General features: G+C 61.5%; 10 protein-coding genes. 1 reads left to right on the forward strand and 9 read right to left on the reverse strand.

Annotation, left to right across the window (positions count from 1 at the left end; genetic code table 11):
• Positions 1-55: 55 nt before the first annotated feature.
• The 7 genes from E4631_RS11195 to E4631_RS11225 form a co-directional block, all read right to left on the reverse strand.
• Complete coding sequence (locus E4631_RS11195) at positions 56-1,615, reverse strand: glycoside hydrolase family 28 protein (protein WP_133655326.1); 1,560 nt, start codon at positions 1,613-1,615, stop codon at positions 56-58.
• A gap of 30 nt (positions 1,616-1,645) precedes the next feature.
• Entirely contained in the window at positions 1,646-3,319 is a 1,674-nt protein-coding gene (locus E4631_RS11200; protein WP_133655325.1) for a hypothetical protein, read from the reverse strand.
• Positions 3,320-3,368: 49 nt separating this feature from the next.
• Entirely contained in the window at positions 3,369-4,547 is a 1,179-nt protein-coding gene (locus E4631_RS11205) for an AGE family epimerase/isomerase (protein WP_133655324.1), read from the reverse strand.
• Between the two features lie 133 nt (positions 4,548-4,680).
• The gene (locus E4631_RS11210) at positions 4,681-5,916 is read right to left on the reverse strand and encodes a glycosidase (RefSeq protein WP_133655323.1); all 1,236 of its coding nucleotides are present in this window, start codon (positions 5,914-5,916) and stop codon (positions 4,681-4,683) included.
• Between the two features lie 136 nt (positions 5,917-6,052).
• The gene (locus tag E4631_RS11215; RefSeq protein ID WP_133655322.1) at positions 6,053-7,885 is read right to left on the reverse strand and encodes a sodium:solute symporter family protein; all 1,833 of its coding nucleotides are present in this window, start codon (positions 7,883-7,885) and stop codon (positions 6,053-6,055) included.
• 177 nt (positions 7,886-8,062) lie between these two features.
• Positions 8,063-9,190, reverse strand: a complete 1,128-nt coding sequence (locus tag E4631_RS11220; protein WP_240734829.1) for a glycoside hydrolase family 26 protein — start codon at positions 9,188-9,190, stop codon at positions 8,063-8,065.
• Positions 9,190-10,476 (reverse strand): cellulase family glycosylhydrolase, encoded by a 1,287-nt coding sequence (locus tag E4631_RS11225; RefSeq protein WP_133655321.1) that lies wholly within the window; start codon positions 10,474-10,476, stop codon positions 9,190-9,192. Before E4631_RS11225 ends, E4631_RS11220 begins: the two co-directional genes overlap by 1 nt.
• A 362-nt stretch (positions 10,477-10,838) precedes the next feature.
• Here E4631_RS11225 and E4631_RS11230 point away from each other — a divergent pair, with 362 nt between their 5' ends.
• Positions 10,839-11,714: an AraC family transcriptional regulator gene (locus E4631_RS11230; protein ID WP_133655320.1), complete on the forward strand. Its 876-nt coding sequence runs from the start codon at positions 10,839-10,841 to the stop codon at positions 11,712-11,714.
• A 128-nt stretch (positions 11,715-11,842) separates the two neighbouring features.
• On the opposite strand, the gene E4631_RS11235 is transcribed toward E4631_RS11230, so the two are convergent.
• The gene (locus E4631_RS11235) at positions 11,843-12,913 is read right to left on the reverse strand and encodes an SGNH/GDSL hydrolase family protein (RefSeq protein WP_133655319.1); all 1,071 of its coding nucleotides are present in this window, start codon (positions 12,911-12,913) and stop codon (positions 11,843-11,845) included.
• 59 nt (positions 12,914-12,972) lie between these two features.
• Positions 12,973-14,970, reverse strand: coding sequence for a sialate O-acetylesterase (locus E4631_RS11240; protein ID WP_133655318.1), 1,998 nt, complete (start codon positions 14,968-14,970; stop codon positions 12,973-12,975).
• Positions 14,971-14,975 lie beyond the last annotated feature (5 nt).

A 14,975-nucleotide genomic window follows, 5' to 3' on the forward strand; every position in this document is an offset into this window, starting at 1 on the left:
AAGCGAGATGCTTCGGCAAGCTCAGCATGACGTTCCTTCTATTTTGGGCCGTGGGTTACTTTACGTTCTTACGGGTTACCTGGCCCTTGGGCACATCCAGCCCTACCCCCGTTCCATCGGCTAACGCTACTGATACAGCTTTCGGGTTGGTGGGCGCGCCAGTGCCCTGGAAGTTACTGATGCGCAAGTTAGTGAAGTGGTTGACCTCAAGGCCATTGGACAGATACGGTGCTTTCACGCCGACCCAGTTCAGCTTGAAATCGTGAATGGCGAGGCCGTTGACGTGCTCGGCCAGCAGGCCGGGAATGTCGCGGGCGAAGAGGCCGAACCGGGGGTCGAGGTTGCCGCGTAGGTCCACATTGCCGCCGGCCACGACGTTGAGCGGACTGTCTACGAAATCGAAGGTGAGGTTGTGAAACTCCACATTTTCGAGCGGGCTTTCGGCGGTGCCGTAGAGCAAGATGCCATTTTCGCCCCGGCAGGTGATGTTGCTGAAGCGTACATTTTTGATGCGGCCCATTTTCACGCTTTTATCGGCGTTGCCCCGGATGGCGGAGATGTGAATCGGCTCGCCGTTGCCCCACCAGTCGCCGGTACGCAGCTTGGTTTCGATGCGGATATTATCGAAAGTTAAATTCTCAAGCGAGCCCTCGTCGCGCAGCGAAATGTTGATACCGCGCGTCGAATTGGTGATATTGCAGTTGCTCACCGTCACGTTGCGCACGGTGTTCTGGTCGAGGTAGCCGATGCGGATACCGCTGCTAGCCGACTGCAAGTTGCAGTTCGTAATCACGATATTCTCCGAGATGCGGCGCAGGTTATGAAAGCCCGCAATCTCGAAGTGGTGGTTGTAGCCGCTCACCACCAGCGCGTCGTCGCCGGCTTGAATATCGCAATTGCTGACCGCTACATTGCTGCAATCAGTAAAATCCACGCCGTCGGCATTGGGCACCAAAATACCCGAGTACAGCCGGATGCCCGTCACGTTCACGCCCGTGCAGTCGGCAAAGTGCATCGTCCAGAACGGCGAGTTAATGAGCGACACGTCGCTGACCATCACGTGCTTGCAATCCGAAAATACCACCATTTGTCGGGGCCGGTCCTTAGGCACCACCGGGCCATCGCCGATGCCGCTGGCTACGTGGCGGTAGTTGTTTTTCTGGCGCGTGTAGCGCGTAGTTACGCTGTCCAGCGTCTTAGCCTGGGTAAAATCGTAGAATACCGGGTTGTTGCCGTCCACGGTGCCCTGGCCGGTAATGGTCACGTTTTCCGCGTTTTCGGTGAAAAGCATGCCGTAATAGTTCTGGCCGTATTCTGGCAGGGTATAGGGATGATAATCAGTTAGATTAGGGCTTCCCTTGAGCACCGCGCCGTTGTCGAGGTGCAGGGTCACGTTGCTTTTCAGGAAAACCGTGCCGATGACGTAGGTGCCGGCTGGCACTTCCACCGTGCCGCCGCCGGCTTTGGTACAGGCGTCCACGGCTTTTTGGATGGCGGCGGTCGTCACCGTGCGGCCATCGGCCACCGCGCCGTAAGCGCGTACGGAATAGGTTTGGGCCAGCGCGGCACTGGTGCAAAAGGCTAGCGCGGCGGCCAGGGCAAGGAACTTACGCATAGGGAGTAGGGTACTAAAAGGCGAAGCAGCTTAGCTCCAGTCGAAATCAACTACTTGGCCATCAAGCCGCCAGCGGCGAGGCCGCGGGGTAGTAAGCCAGTCGAGCGGCTCGCCCACTGGCTGCACTTTAGCGGCTTGGGTAAAGGCCGTTTTCAAGGCGATTTTCTGAGCTGCGCCTACCGCCTCGGGCTGGGCCGAGACGAGCAAAGGCGCGCCGCTACCAGCCAGCAGCCGCAGCCACTGCTCGTTCTGGGCCCACGGCACTTTCGGGGTAAGGCCCACGCAGTCGCCGTCGGCCGCGAAGAATTTATTATGCTGCACCAATCTAAATCCCAGCGTATTGACGCCCATTTTACGGGTGCGGTCCCACTCCAGGCCGCTGGTATCGTCGCCGATGCGGTTCAGCTCAAACAAGCCGGCCGCCAGGTGGCCCACCGTGTCGCACCCAATGAGGTAAGCCGGCCCCGCCGCCTGCCGGATGGCGCGGTACAAATCCAAGATAACCTCGGCCGTGGTGCGGGTATTGTCGTGGAAGCGCCAGCCGGGGGTAGTAAAGCTGTCGGTCATTTCGAAGCCCCAGCGGCCCAGAAGGTCGAAGGTGCTGAAATCGTGCTTCACCAGCTCGTAGCCCCAGCTTTGGTAGGTGGCAAAGTTGCGCTGGATGAGCGCGATATTTTCGGCAATGGTGGGGTCGAGTACCGGCTTCCTAGGGTCGTTGCGGCCTGCAATGGGGGGTAGGAGCCGGCTGGCCGGCGTGTCGTGCGGCGCACAGAGCGGGCGCGTCCACAGCCCCGGCCGCATCCCAAGCTGGCGAATGTCGCCGCCGAGCCGGGCCATATCGGGAAACTTGGCGTTGGGCCGCGAAAAGTCATCCTGCCAGCAGCAGTCGCCGGGTAGCGCGGGCGAGTAGGCGGCCCAGCCGGCGTCGATTACGGAAAACGGCCGGTTGTCGCCGGCGGGCATCAGGTCGGCCAGCAGGCGGGTGTGCTGCAAGATGAGGTCGGCCGAGTTATTACCGTAGGCAAAATACCAGTCGTTGATGCCGTACACCGGCTGGCGCGGCAGGCGGGGGATAGGGCACAGCATCCCGCAAAAGCGCCGGGCGGTGGCAAACGTGTCCTCGCCCGCCTGCCCGGCCGTGGCCACGATGGTAGCCGCCAGCAGCTCGCGCGGGCCCAACTGCACCCCTACCCCTGCGCTACTAGCATCCAAGGTCAGGCGTAGCACTCCCTCGCCCACCTGCCAGTAGCAGAGCGTATTACAGCCCGTTTTCACGCCAAAGCACACCGTTGCGGCGGGCTTGGCGCCGTGCTGCACGAAGTACCACGGCAGCTGGCGGCCGAAGCTGGCCGGCTGAAACTGCACGTCGCCGTAGGTCCGCTCCCAGGCGTCGCCCAGCACGGGGATAGTGGGGATAATGTCGTATTGCCACTCCAGCACTACGGCCCGCAAGGCGGCGCCGGGGCACTGCACGCGCACGGCCAGCGCGGTGCCCTGCGGCAGTAGCCGCACGGTCACGTCGCGGTAGTGCCAGGTCAGCTTATCGGCGGAAGCCAGCGCGTGCGTTTCACCCTCCAGCTGCACGCGCACCCTGGCGGGCGGGCGCACCAGCACCGGGCGGGTGGCAGCATCGGCCACCGTATTGAGTACCAGCAGGCTAGCCAGCGAGGCGCCCGCCAAGGTGAGGAATTTGCGCCGTTGCATGGGTGGGAAGGGGTAGGAAAGCAGTGGCGGGTGCGCGGTAGCTGGCGGGTCAGCTCCCCGCCAGCCGCCGGAGCATTTCGAGGCAGGCGCGGCCGTTGTGGTAGGGGCACTTCCAGAAGCCGGCTTTGTCTTCGCCGGCCATCAGGGAATAGTCGGCGTGCACGCCCCACAGCCACTCGCCGTTTTCCTTATCCAGAATGTGCTGCTGGGTGAAGCGCCACGCACCCTCGGCCAGGTCCCGGAAGTGCGCGTCGCCGCTCACCTGGTAGGCGTTGTAGAAGCCCACTACGGCTTCGGCCTGCACCCACCAGTGGCAGTCGGCATCGAGGTGGCCGCCAGGGTGCAGCTCGTAGCCCAGGCCACCACCGGGCCCTACCCCCTCGGCGGCGGCGCGGGCCAGCCGCACGGCCGTGGCGCGGAAGTGCGCGATGAGGCCCGGCTCGTGCAGCACCTCGGCGGCTTCGAGCAGCAGCCAGGCCGCCTCCACGTCGTGGCCGAAGGAAATAGCGTCGGGCCGGGGCTGCCAGTATTCGTCCAGAAACAGGATGAGGTGGTCGGTTTTGGGGTCGATAATATGGTCGGTGAAGTCGAGCAGCAGCGCTTTTATTTGCTGGCGCAGGTGCGCATCGGGCCACTCGCGGTAAAGGTTGGCATAGGCCTCCAGCACGTGGAGGTGGGTGTTCATCGTCTTCTTCTCGTTGGCATCCTTGGCGCTCAGGCGCAGGTCGCCGAGGGGCTGCCAGTCGCGGGCGAATGCTTCGAGGTAGCCACCCTCGGCGGGGTCGAAGCTGTGGGCTTCAATGGTGCGAAACAGGGCCTGCGCGTATGCCAGCGCCACCGCGTCGCCGCTGGCGCGGTAGTATTCACTCAGGCCGTAGATGGCGAAGGCCAGCGCGTAAATCTGCTTCTTAGTATCGAGCGGCTGGCCCTGGTAATCGACCGACCAGTACACGCCGCCGTGCTCGGCATCCATAAAATGCGCCACGAGGTAGTCGTAGGCGCGCCGGGCCACGGCTAGGTTTTCGGCATCTGGCTGGTGGTTGTAGGCCGCCGCGAAGGTCCACAAAATGCGGGCGTGCAGCACCGCACCTTTCGGCGCGGTGGGCGTGGGCTGGTTGTCGTTATCGATTTTGCCGAAGAAGCCGCCGTGGGTTTCGTCGGGCGCGTAGGTGCGCCAGTAAGCCAGAATATTATCCAGCTCCGCTTGAAATTCAGCCGCTTGCAGCATATTTCTTCACTTGTAATCGACTGTCATTGCGAGCGCAGCGCGGCAATCTTTCCTGGTCGTTCGCTTCATTAGGTTAGTACCCCTAGCGGGAAGGAAAGATTGCTTCGCGTTGCTCGCACTGACAATCGGGTTTTTACTTCTCTCCCAATCCGTTTTGGCTTACTGCGCTGGCTACGCGCTCGCTCACCGAGGGGGTAGGGATGGCCAGGTTGCGGTCAATAAGCGCATTGATATTCTGCACCGAAGCTGCCGAGCGCAGGCCGTCCTCCGGCGTATTTACTACGTAATCAAGCAGCTGCTCGATGGTGCTGGTGGCCACGTGCATGCGCGTGTCGGACGAGGCATAGTAGATGAATACGCGGCCGTCGTCGTCAGCAATCCAGCCGTTGCCGAAAGCCACGTTCGACACGTCGCCTACCCGCTCCTCTCCTTCCGGCGCCAGGAAATAGCCGGCCGGCTTGTGGATGATTTTAGTGAGGTCGTGCAGGTCAGTCATAAACATATACAGCACGTAGCGCAGGCCGGCGGCGGTATTGCGCACGCCGTGGGCCAGGTGCAGCCAGCCTTTTTCGGTTTTGATGGGTGCCGGGCCGAGGCCGTTTTTCAGCTCCGAAATAGTATGGTACTGCTTTTTATCGACGATAACTTCCTGCATTACCGTGGCGTTTTCGATGGTTCTCGACAGGCCAAAACCGATGCCGCCCCCCTTACCAGCGTCAATAAAACCGTCCTGCGGGCGGGTGTAGAAGGCGTACTGGCCATCCACGAACTCGGGGTGCAGCACCACGTTGCGCTGCTGCGCCGAGCCGGTGGTGAGGTCGGCGAGACGCTCCCAGGCTACGAGGTCCTTGGTGCGGGCGATGCCGCACTTGGCCAGCGCGGCCGACTGGTCGGCTTCACTAGCGCTGGGGTCGCGGCGCTCGGTGCAGAACAGGCCGTAAATCCAGCCATCCTCGTGGGCCACCAGGCGCATGTCGTACACGTTGGTATCGGGGTCCTCGGTTTCGGGCATCGTAATGGGCCGCTCGTGAAACCGGAAGCCGTCGATACCATTGGCGCTCTCGGCCACGGCGAAAAACGACTTGCGGTCGTTGCCCTCCACGCGCACCACCAGCGCGTACTTACCCTGCCACTTAATGGCTCCCGCGTTGAGCGTGGCGTTGATGCCGATGCGCTCCATTAGGAAGGGGTTGGTGGCGGGGTTGAGGTCGTATTTCCAGGTGAGCGGGGCATGGGCGGCCGTGAGCACCGGGTGCACGTAGCGGTCAAAAATGCCGTTGCCGACTTCCTCTTTATGGTTGGGAAGGTGCAGGAGCTGGTCGTGCTTGGTTTGCAGCAGGTGCAGGCGGTGGGTGAAGACTGAAGACATGTGCTTAAGCTGTTGGCTAGTTTTTAAGCTGTTAGCTGATGGCTAGTAGCTGTTAGCTTTTTAGGAGAAATAGAAGAAAAAACGGCGCCGTTCAAAAAGCTAACAGCTACTAGCCATCAGCTAACAGCTTAAAAAATCAGTCGTCGCTCAGGCGGTTCCACCAAGTGCGTTTCAGGATGAAGCCCACTATCACCAAAATGACCACCACCACGGCCAGCGGCGCGTGCTGGCTCAGCAGCAGGTACATGGGCAAGATGGTGAGACAGAGCTGCGCAATGATGCCCAGGACGATGTTGAACATGTTGCGCCCGAAGTTGCGGTTGGGCTGAAACGTGGGGTCCTGGGCCTGCACCTCGGCCAGCACCGGGCCCCAGAAGCCCCAGGGCCGCACCGTTTTATAAAAACTGTGCAGCACCGCTGCCTCGGTAGGCGGCGCCAGGTAGGTGCCGATGATGGAGCCCGCCAGGGAAATGCCGAACAGCAGCGGAAACCAGTAGAGCAGATTGGCCGCCTCGATAAAGAAGCCGAAAAAAGCTGCCGCTACAATGCCCGTCGTCATGCCCACGAAAAAACCCGTGGCGTTGAAGCGCCACCAATGCCACTTGAGCACGTTGGAGGCGATGTAGCCGCCGTAGAGCGCTGACACAATGAACTGAAGCACCGTGTTCACGTCCTTGGCCAGGAAGCCTAGCAGCACGCCCACGGCCACCACCACTACCCCCACCACATAGTTCATCGAGATGATGCGGCTGGTGCTGGCGTTGGGGTTCACGTATTTGAGGTAGATGTCATTCACCACGTAGGCCTGGGCCGCGTTCACGGTACCGCTGAAGGTGCCCATGAACGCGCCCAGCAAGCCCGTGAGCACCAGGCCCACGAGGCCGGCCGGCAGGAAGTTATTGATGGTGAGGGGCAAAATGCGCTCGAAGTCGATACTGCCATCGGGCGCCTTCAGGTTCATCTGGTGGTAGTAGAGCAGGCCCAGGATGGTGAGGCCGATGATGAGCGCGTAGCGAATGGGCAGCAGAATAATCGACACGAAGCCACTCATCTTGCTGGCGTCTTCGGGCGAGCGCGTGCTCAGGATTTTCTGCATGTCGTAGTTCGGCGCGGGGCCGGCCAGCGAGGCAAAAATGCCTTTGAAGGCCATCATCATGAAGAAAATGCCAAACAGCGAGTAGCCGTCGCTGGAGATTTTACTGTTGACTTCGGGAATGAGCTTGCTCCAGTCGAGCCCCAGCCGCCAGCCGAAAAAGGGGTTAAACCAGCCGTTGGGCACCGCCAATTCGTGGCCCTGCAGGTTGACGTAGGCAATGATGGCGATGGCCACGCAGGCCACCGTCATGATGCAGTACTTGATAATATCACCGAGCACGATGCTATGCATGCCGCCCACGATGGAGTAAAACATGGCAAAGAGCGTAAACACGATGCCGTAGACGTGCGGCACGTACTGCGCCGAAACGGCGAAGGGCACGTAGCCTTTTACCAGTTCCCAAGGAATAAAAATCTCGATAAACTTGCCCAGCCCCACGAAGCCGTAGGCCAGGAAACCCAGGCAGCTGAGCAGCGCAAACGCAATCACGACCTGGTGCGAGGCCCCTACCCCCGGCCCCTTCTGCCCAAAGCGGGTAGCCAGCCATTCGGCGCCGGTGCTGGCGCCCGAGCGGCGCAGCCAGCGCGAGAGGTACATCATCAGAAATACCTGGTTGAACACCGGCCAGAGCCAGGGAATCCAGATGCTTTTCATGCCGTACACGAAGCACAGGCTCACCATCCACATCGTGCCGCTGATGTCGAACATGTCGGAGGCATCGCTCAGGCCCAGCTTGTACCAGGGCAGCGTGCGGCCGCCCAGCATGTAGCTGTCCTTGTCCTGGCTCGATTTTTTGCGGTAGTAGAGGCCAATGCCCACCGTCGCCAGCAGGTAGGTAGCGATGATGAGAAAGTCGATGAGGTGCAGCTTCATGTGGGGGGTAGGGTCGGGCAGGTGGGCACCTCACCCCCTAGCCCCCTCTCCAAAAGAGAGGGGGAACTAGCTCTAGTATAGCTTTCTAGGACTAGACTAAAACTAGAAGCTAGTCCCCCCTCTCTTTTGGAGAGGGGGCTAGGGGGTGAGGTTGACGCGGAGGACGAGGTAGGGTAACTAAAGCGTTTTCGTGTACAAATGCAGCGGCGCTATCTGCTTCTCCATCAGAATTTTCTTATTCTTCGTGAATAGCTTGAAATCGGCGGCGCTGGCCTGGCCGGGGAAGGGGGCAAAGTAGTGCACCGGGTCGCCATTGCGCCAGGTGAGGGCGTAGGAAACAGGGTATTTCAGCAGGAGCGGCAGCATGGTTTTGGTCCACCAGGTGGGGTCGGGCAGCCCGTCGTAGCCAAATTCGGTGAGGGCGGGCAGCTTGTGGTGCGCCTGGCTGATGCTCAGCAGCAGCGGCATTTTTTGCTCCATGCTTTGCTGAAAACGGGGCACGTCGCGGCAGTAGTCGTCGAAGCCCAGCACGTCCACAAACTCGTCGCCGGGGTAGCGCTCCAAGTAGTCGGCCTCGGTGTTGAAATCGGCGGCTGAGTAGGCGATAAGCAGGTTGTGCAAGTTCTTCTGCTGGCGCAGATAAGTGACGGTAAACTGCCAGAGCGCCTTGAATTCGGCCGGCGTGCACTCCTTTTGCCCCCACCAGAACCACGACCCGGTATGCTCGTGAAAGGGCCGGAAAATCACCGGAATCGCCTCGCCCTTACTGCCCTTGAGGCTGCCTAGAAAGGCGGCCATGCGGTCCAGATACGTCACGTACTTGGCGTGGTCGGCGCCGCCGGGCAGGATGAACGGCACGGTGCGGGCGGTATCCCAGGCCGTTTTGCCGTTGTGCGGGTTGTCGAGGTGCCAGCTGATGGTGATAACGCCGCCGCCCGCGTAGCCCTCCCCGATGTACTCCTTCATGCGGCCAAACGGCACCGCGTCGAGGTTACGGGCGCTGTCGAGCTCGATGTGGCCCAGCTCCCAGCCAAACACGCCGGGGTAGGAACCACTCACGCTTTTCACATCGGCGCGGTGGGCATCGCCCTTCCACATCTTGCCCTGGGTGATGCCGTAGGCCAGCGCATCCTGGTGGCCGAACATCGTGCCCCGGCTCACGAGGCTATGTAGGTTAGCTAGCAGCAGCTTGGTTTCGGGGGTGGCGGCGGGGTCGGTGGGCGGGGCGGCCTGGGCGTGGGCCCGCCCTACCCCCATTGCCAGGGCCAAGGTGGCCAGGGCTGTTAGTTTCTGGCAGAAATTCATTAGCGTATCGTTTTCAAGTATTTACCAATTACGGCCCAGGTCGAGGCGTCGGAGTCGAACACTGAGTTCAGGCCCTGCTCCTCGCCGCCGGGGTCGCCCATGTAGGCGTCGCCGGCTTTCCAGAACACCTGGCCCGGTACCGGCCGCGCCTGGCCCCCGAAGGCCCAGAAATTGTAGCCCGCGATAACCGGGTGCTGCTGCATCATGCCGAATAAAGCGGCGTAGTACTGGTCGCGCAGCGCGGTGCCGGCGGCGGGCGTGAACACCTGCCCGTCACGCGGCAGGCCAAACTCCTCCACTACCAGCGGCTTGCCCAGCTTTTCGGCCACGGCCACGTGCCGGTCCACGAAGGCCGTGGAGTTGGCCAGCACCGTGGGCAGGCTTCTGGCGGTGGCCGTGTCGCGGAACCAGCCCCAGTTTTTGGGCCAGATGTGAATGGTGAGGTAGTCGATGTTGCGGTCGGCGTGCAGGCGCTCATACACGGCCATATCGCCATCCGAGGCAATGTCGCCCTCGCTGCCGGTGGTCAGCAGGTGGTTTTTATCCAGGGACTTGACCAGGGCGGCCGACTGGTGCATCCAGGCCTCGAAGGCGGGGGTAGCGGCCGGCTGCATGGGCCGCGGCTCATTGATAATTTCCCAGGCCATGATGGCCGGGTCGTTCACGTACTTCTTCTTAGTCAGGCTGTTGGTGCGGCCCAGCACGTAGCGCACGTAGGCGGCCTCCTGCGCTTTGCAGGGCTCGCAGCTGTAAAACTGCGCGATGTAGGCGCGGTATTTATCCCAGCTGTAATCGGGGTTTTTGGGCAGGGGCTGGCCCGTGTAGCCGTTCCACTCCAGGTACTGGCCCAGGCCGCCGCTCCACTCCCAGGTATTGGTAAAGTGCAGCACGGCCTTCATTTTGCGCTTGCCCAACTCGGCCAGAAAGTAGTCGAGTCCGGCCATAATGCTTTCATCAAACTGGCCCGGCGCGGTCTGCAGCGGTTGCAGCACGCGGTACTGGTAGCCGTCGCTCAGGCCCTCGGCGCCCACCATCACCCGCAGGTTATTAACGCCGTGCTGCTGCAAAAAGTCCAGCTCCTGCTTCAGGCGGGCCTGGCCGGCCGCGCCCTGGGTAAGCAGCAGGCCACCGTACCAGTAGTTGGCCCCAATGTAGCGGTAGGGCTTGCCATCGAGCACAAACTGCGTGCCCTTGGTTCGCACAAAGCCAGCGGGCGGGGCCGCGGCGGTCAGGCCCAGCAGCCCCAGCGAGCCCAATAGTAGTCGGCGTAAAGTAGCTCGTTTCATAGGCGGGTACGTTCCACAAACCCAGTTATTGCGCGGCGCTTTGGGCAACGCTCACCGCACCCTTGGGCACCACCCCAGCTATGGCTAGGATGTGAGGCTGCATTTGCAAAACGTGAGTTTGGGTGGGAGGCCGAACGATACAAAGGTCCCAATTTGGACACAGGATTTCTAATACTATCCTGACGTTTGCTGGTAGCAGAATGCCGTAACGGGAACTTACTACACTCATTTTAAGTAGTAATTCCTTGACTTTTAGCTCAAAAAGACCGTTTTTCCGTTCCAAAATCGTGACGCAGGGTATAATAGCATTTTAGCTAAAAGCTGTACTTTTATTGGCACAACCACCCAATCCTTTCCCACCCATGAAACAGGACATCATGCGCGAAATCACGCCGCTTACCCAAAGCGACTGCTTCACGCTCTTCTCGCGGGTCAAGAAAAAATTCGATTTTCCGCTGCACTATCACGAGGAATACGAGTTGAATCTCATCCTCAACGCGCCCGGCGCCAAGCGCATCGTGGGCGACCACATCGAGGTTATCGATGAAGTAGAGCTGGTGCTTGTTGGGCCTAATCTCTACCACGCCTGGTTTACGCACAAGTGTGAAAGCGAGCAGATTACGGAGCTTACCATCCAGTTTCACAAAGACTTGTTTGAGGACCGGCTGCTGCGGCGCAACCAGCTCAGCTTTATCAAAACGATGTTTGATAAGGCGCAGCGGGGCATCCTGTTTTCGCGCGAAACCATTGAGCGCCTCCTACCCCGGCTGCTGCAGCTGGAGCAGAAAAACGGCTTCGACTCGGTACTGGAATTACTCTCCATTCTGCACGACCTGTCCACGTCGCGCAACATGCGCACCTTATCCGATTCGTCCTCTGACAATGAGCAGTTTAACTACAATAGCCGGCGCATCGAGAAGGTCTTTGAGTACATGAACGCCAACTACAGCCGGCCCATCAGCCTCACGGAGGTGGCCAAGGTGGCCAACATGCCCGAGGCGTCGTTCAGCCGTTTCATCAAGAAGCGCATCGGCAGCACGTTCATCGACAGCCTCAACGAAATAAGGCTGGGCCACGCCACCCGCATGCTGATTGACACGACCCACAACGTAGCCGAAGTGGCCTACAAGTGCGGGTTTAACAACATTTCTAACTTCAACCGCACCTTTAAAAAGCGTAAGGGCTGCACGCCCAAGGAGTTCCGGGGCAATTTTTCGGGAAATCGGATATTTATTTAACCGCCTGGCATTTATGCAGAACGGTCATGCTGAGCTTGTCGAAGCATCTTGGCCGCATCGTTTGGGGTAGTAATCCAACGATGCGGTAGAAATGCTTCGACAAGCTCAGGATGACGTTCTAGTATAATTTACCAGCCCAGCGACTGCCGCAGGTACGCGGTCAGCTCGTCGCCAATCTGCGTCTGCTCGGCCAGGCTGGGGTGAGCGCCGCAACCCGCGTTGTAGCTGCGCGCAAAGAAGAATTTGTCGATATTCTGCTCGCCGCCGGCCTGGGCCGCGGCCACTACGCCGGTGAGGTAGCGCCGCAGCACGGCCGTGAGGCGGGCGTCGGCCATGGGACTGGTGAGGCACACGAGGCGAGCCTTTGGGTAGTCGGCGCGCAGCGTTTTGAGGAAGCTCAGGTAGGCGCTGCAAAACTGCACCGAGTCCTGCACGCCGTCGTTCTGACCCAGGCAGATGGTGACCAGGTCGGGCTGGTAGCGCTGCACCTCCCAGGGCCTACCCCCCACCCGCAGGTCGGTGGTGGCAAACTCCTGAGGCATCAGGTTTTTCTTGTCGCAGCAGCTGTGAATCAGGCCAATGCCCGACTCGGCGGTGAGATGCCACTCGGCGCCGAGGGCGCGGGCCGTGCGCGGGCCGTAGGCCTGGTACGCGTTGTGCTGGTCGTACCACTCGCCCTTGCCGCACGGCATTTCGGCCATATCGGCCCCGTAGCCGCAGGTAATGGAGTTGCCGATAAACTCGATTTTGCGCGCCGGCCGCGGGGGCGGGGGTAGGAGCTTGGCGCAGGTCAGGCCCGTAAATTCGAGATAGCCGATGCCAGCCTCCGTGTCTTTGCAAATGATGAGCGTGTGGTCCGTATTGGCGAGGCCCTCGGCCACTACCAGCGTGTTGGTGGGGCCGGTGAGCTTGCGGCGCGATTCCTGGCCATCGACCACCACCTGCACGTAGTTGTGAGACTTGCCGTAGAGCACCTCATCGGCCAGCTGCACCGTGCACGACGGCCCCCGGAAGCGCACCGTCAGGTACACGCCCGGCGCCCAGAAGCGCGGCTTTTTGGCATCACTGAAATCGACCCGGCCGGTGTACTGAATCTTCGGGTTGTCGGCGGCGAAGAACCTGGGCTTGGGCGCGGCGGCGTGGCCCGCAAGGGGTAGGCCAACGATGGCCAGCAGGGCAGCCAGCAGTATTTTTTTCATGTAAGTTCTTTACTACAAGACAGATGCGGACAAAGCACGAGCTAAAGCTTATGCTACAATTACTTGCGACCAGCTGTAACTCCCGGCCAGGTATCGGTGCGGAAGGGCACGGCGGGTAAGCCCGCCTTATTATAGAGGTTGCCGTCGGGCGAGTCGGCCCAGTCATAGCGCACGGCCACGGGATTTTTCACCTCCGCGCTCTGCACCACCACCTCATTGCCCACGAGCCGCGCCGTGGCCCAGTGAAACTGCCGGTCGGCCCCAGCCACCGCGAAGCCGTGCAGCGCGGGGCCATTCTTCACGTCGAGGCCGGTGCCCAGCTGCGTAAACTTCAGGCGAATGGCGCCGCCGCTGGCAGCCATACTGGCGTAGGTAGGGCCACTGTAAACCACTTGGTTATCGCCGTAGGCCACGTGGCGAGCCGCCAGGGCCAGGCGGCGGCCCACCGCCTGCTTGTTGTGGGGGTGAATGTCGGCCGGGTCGCCGATGTCGATGGCCGTGGCCATGCCGGTGCGGGGCAGCTTCAGGGCCAGCGCCTGCGCCTCGCGCAGCTCGGCCCAGGCCGACTCGGCCGGCTGCGGCCGGGCGGGCTGGAAGTTGGCCAATTGTACAAACAGGAAGGGCAGGTCGGCCCCGAAGTGCCGACGCCAGTCGGTAATGAGCGCCGAAAACAGCGTGCGGTACTGCTCGGCGCGGTCAGCGTTGGTTTCGCCCTGGTACCAGATAACGCCTTTGAAGGCAAAGGGCTGGAGCGGGGCAATCATGGCGTTATAGAGGGTTGTGGGGGCCATTTGGCCGCCGCCCGGCGCGGGCGCCACGGGCTGGTCCTCGGGAGGTAGGCCCACCTGGTACTGCCAGGGGCCAGCCAGAGGCAGCGTTTGGCCGGCACCGCGCAGGGCCAGCTCGCCGGGCTCGCCCGCAATACCGCCGCCGCCACCCATATCTATTACGCGCACGGCCAGCACGTTGCGGCCTGGCCGCAGCACGCCGGCGGGCACCTGGTAGGTGCGCAGCTTGCTGTAGCCGTTGGTACTACCCACCTTTTGGCCATTGATGTAGGTGCTGTCGACGTCGTCAATCTTGCCCAGCGATAGGGTGAGGGGCTGGCCGGCCATGGCGGCGGGCAGGTCAATTTCCTTCCGAAACCACACAATGCCATCGTAGTTGGCCAGGGCCGGCGTATTTTCCCAGAGGCCGGGTAGAGTCATGGTGGGCCAGGCGCGGGCGTCTACTTCGGGCGCGGCCCAGGTCTGGCCGTTTGGCAGGTAGCCTTTGTCGTGGGCGCGCACGTTGCGCAGAATTTCGCGCTGCTTAGTTTCGTAGGCACGCTGGTCGTCTTGGAGGCTGGTGGTTTTGGCGGCGAAGGTAGCGATGCGGGGCGCAAACTCGGGCAAAGTTTTCAGGCCCTCGGCGCTCACCCAGGCCTCGGCGGGCGTACCGCCCCAGCTGCTCACCACCACGCCCATCGGCACGTGGTATTTCTCATATAAATCGCGGCTGAAAAAGTAGGCTACGGCCGAAAACCCGGCCACCGTGGCCGGGCTGCATACCTGCCAGCCGGTGCCCACCAGCTCGGCCTGCGGGCGGTAGGCTACGGCCTGGTCGGCGGTGAAAAACCGGATATTGGGGAAGTTGGCGGCGGCAATTTCCTGGTCGGCATTCTGGGTGGGCTGGTAGCCGCCGGGGTTGGCATCCTTCACCTTAAACTGCATGTTGGACTGCCCCGAGGCCAGCCACACATCGCCCACCAGCACGTCGGTCAACTCAATGGTATTCTGACCCTTCACCGTGAGCGCGTAGGGGCCGCCGGCGGGGGTAGGCGGCAGGGTGGCCTGCCAGCGCCCGCTGGCGTCGGGGGTGCTGGCGCGGTAGGTTTTGCCCCGAAAGGTGAGGCTGACGGCCTCGCCCGGCGCGGCCCAGCCCCACACGGGCACCGGGCGGTCGCGCTGGAGCACCATGTGGCTGCCCACCAGCGCGGGCAGGCGTACGGTGGCGTGGGCGGCCGGCGCTAATAAGCCCAAGAGCGAAGCGGTAGCGGCAAGTTTAGAAACGGACATAGGGA

Origin of the sequence: Hymenobacter sp. UV11 (assembly GCF_004684095.1) — a bacterium.
Taxonomy (GTDB): Bacteria; Bacteroidota; Bacteroidia; order Cytophagales; family Hymenobacteraceae; genus Hymenobacter.

Excerpts from the sequence above, each read along its gene's own strand:
- E4631_RS11195 (WP_133655326.1), bottom strand. The coding sequence starts at position 1,615 with ATGCGTAAGTTCCTTGCCCTGGCCGCCGCGCTAGCCTTTTGCACCAGT.
- E4631_RS11200 (WP_133655325.1), bottom strand. The coding sequence starts at position 3,319 with ATGCAACGGCGCAAATTCCTCACCTTGGCGGGCGCCTCGCTGGCTAGC.
- E4631_RS11205 (WP_133655324.1), bottom strand. The coding sequence starts at position 4,547 with ATGCTGCAAGCGGCTGAATTTCAAGCGGAGCTGGATAATATTCTGGCT.
- E4631_RS11210 (WP_133655323.1), bottom strand. The coding sequence starts at position 5,916 with ATGTCTTCAGTCTTCACCCACCGCCTGCACCTGCTGCAAACCAAGCAC.
- E4631_RS11215 (WP_133655322.1), bottom strand. The coding sequence starts at position 7,885 with ATGAAGCTGCACCTCATCGACTTTCTCATCATCGCTACCTACCTGCTG.
- E4631_RS11220 (WP_240734829.1), bottom strand. The coding sequence starts at position 9,190 with ATGAATTTCTGCCAGAAACTAACAGCCCTGGCCACCTTGGCCCTGGCA.
- E4631_RS11225 (WP_133655321.1), bottom strand. The coding sequence starts at position 10,476 with ATGAAACGAGCTACTTTACGCCGACTACTATTGGGCTCGCTGGGGCTG.
- E4631_RS11230 (WP_133655320.1), top strand. The coding sequence starts at position 10,839 with ATGAAACAGGACATCATGCGCGAAATCACGCCGCTTACCCAAAGCGAC.
- E4631_RS11235 (WP_133655319.1), bottom strand. The coding sequence starts at position 12,913 with ATGAAAAAAATACTGCTGGCTGCCCTGCTGGCCATCGTTGGCCTACCC.
- E4631_RS11240 (WP_133655318.1), bottom strand. The coding sequence starts at position 14,970 with ATGTCCGTTTCTAAACTTGCCGCTACCGCTTCGCTCTTGGGCTTATTA.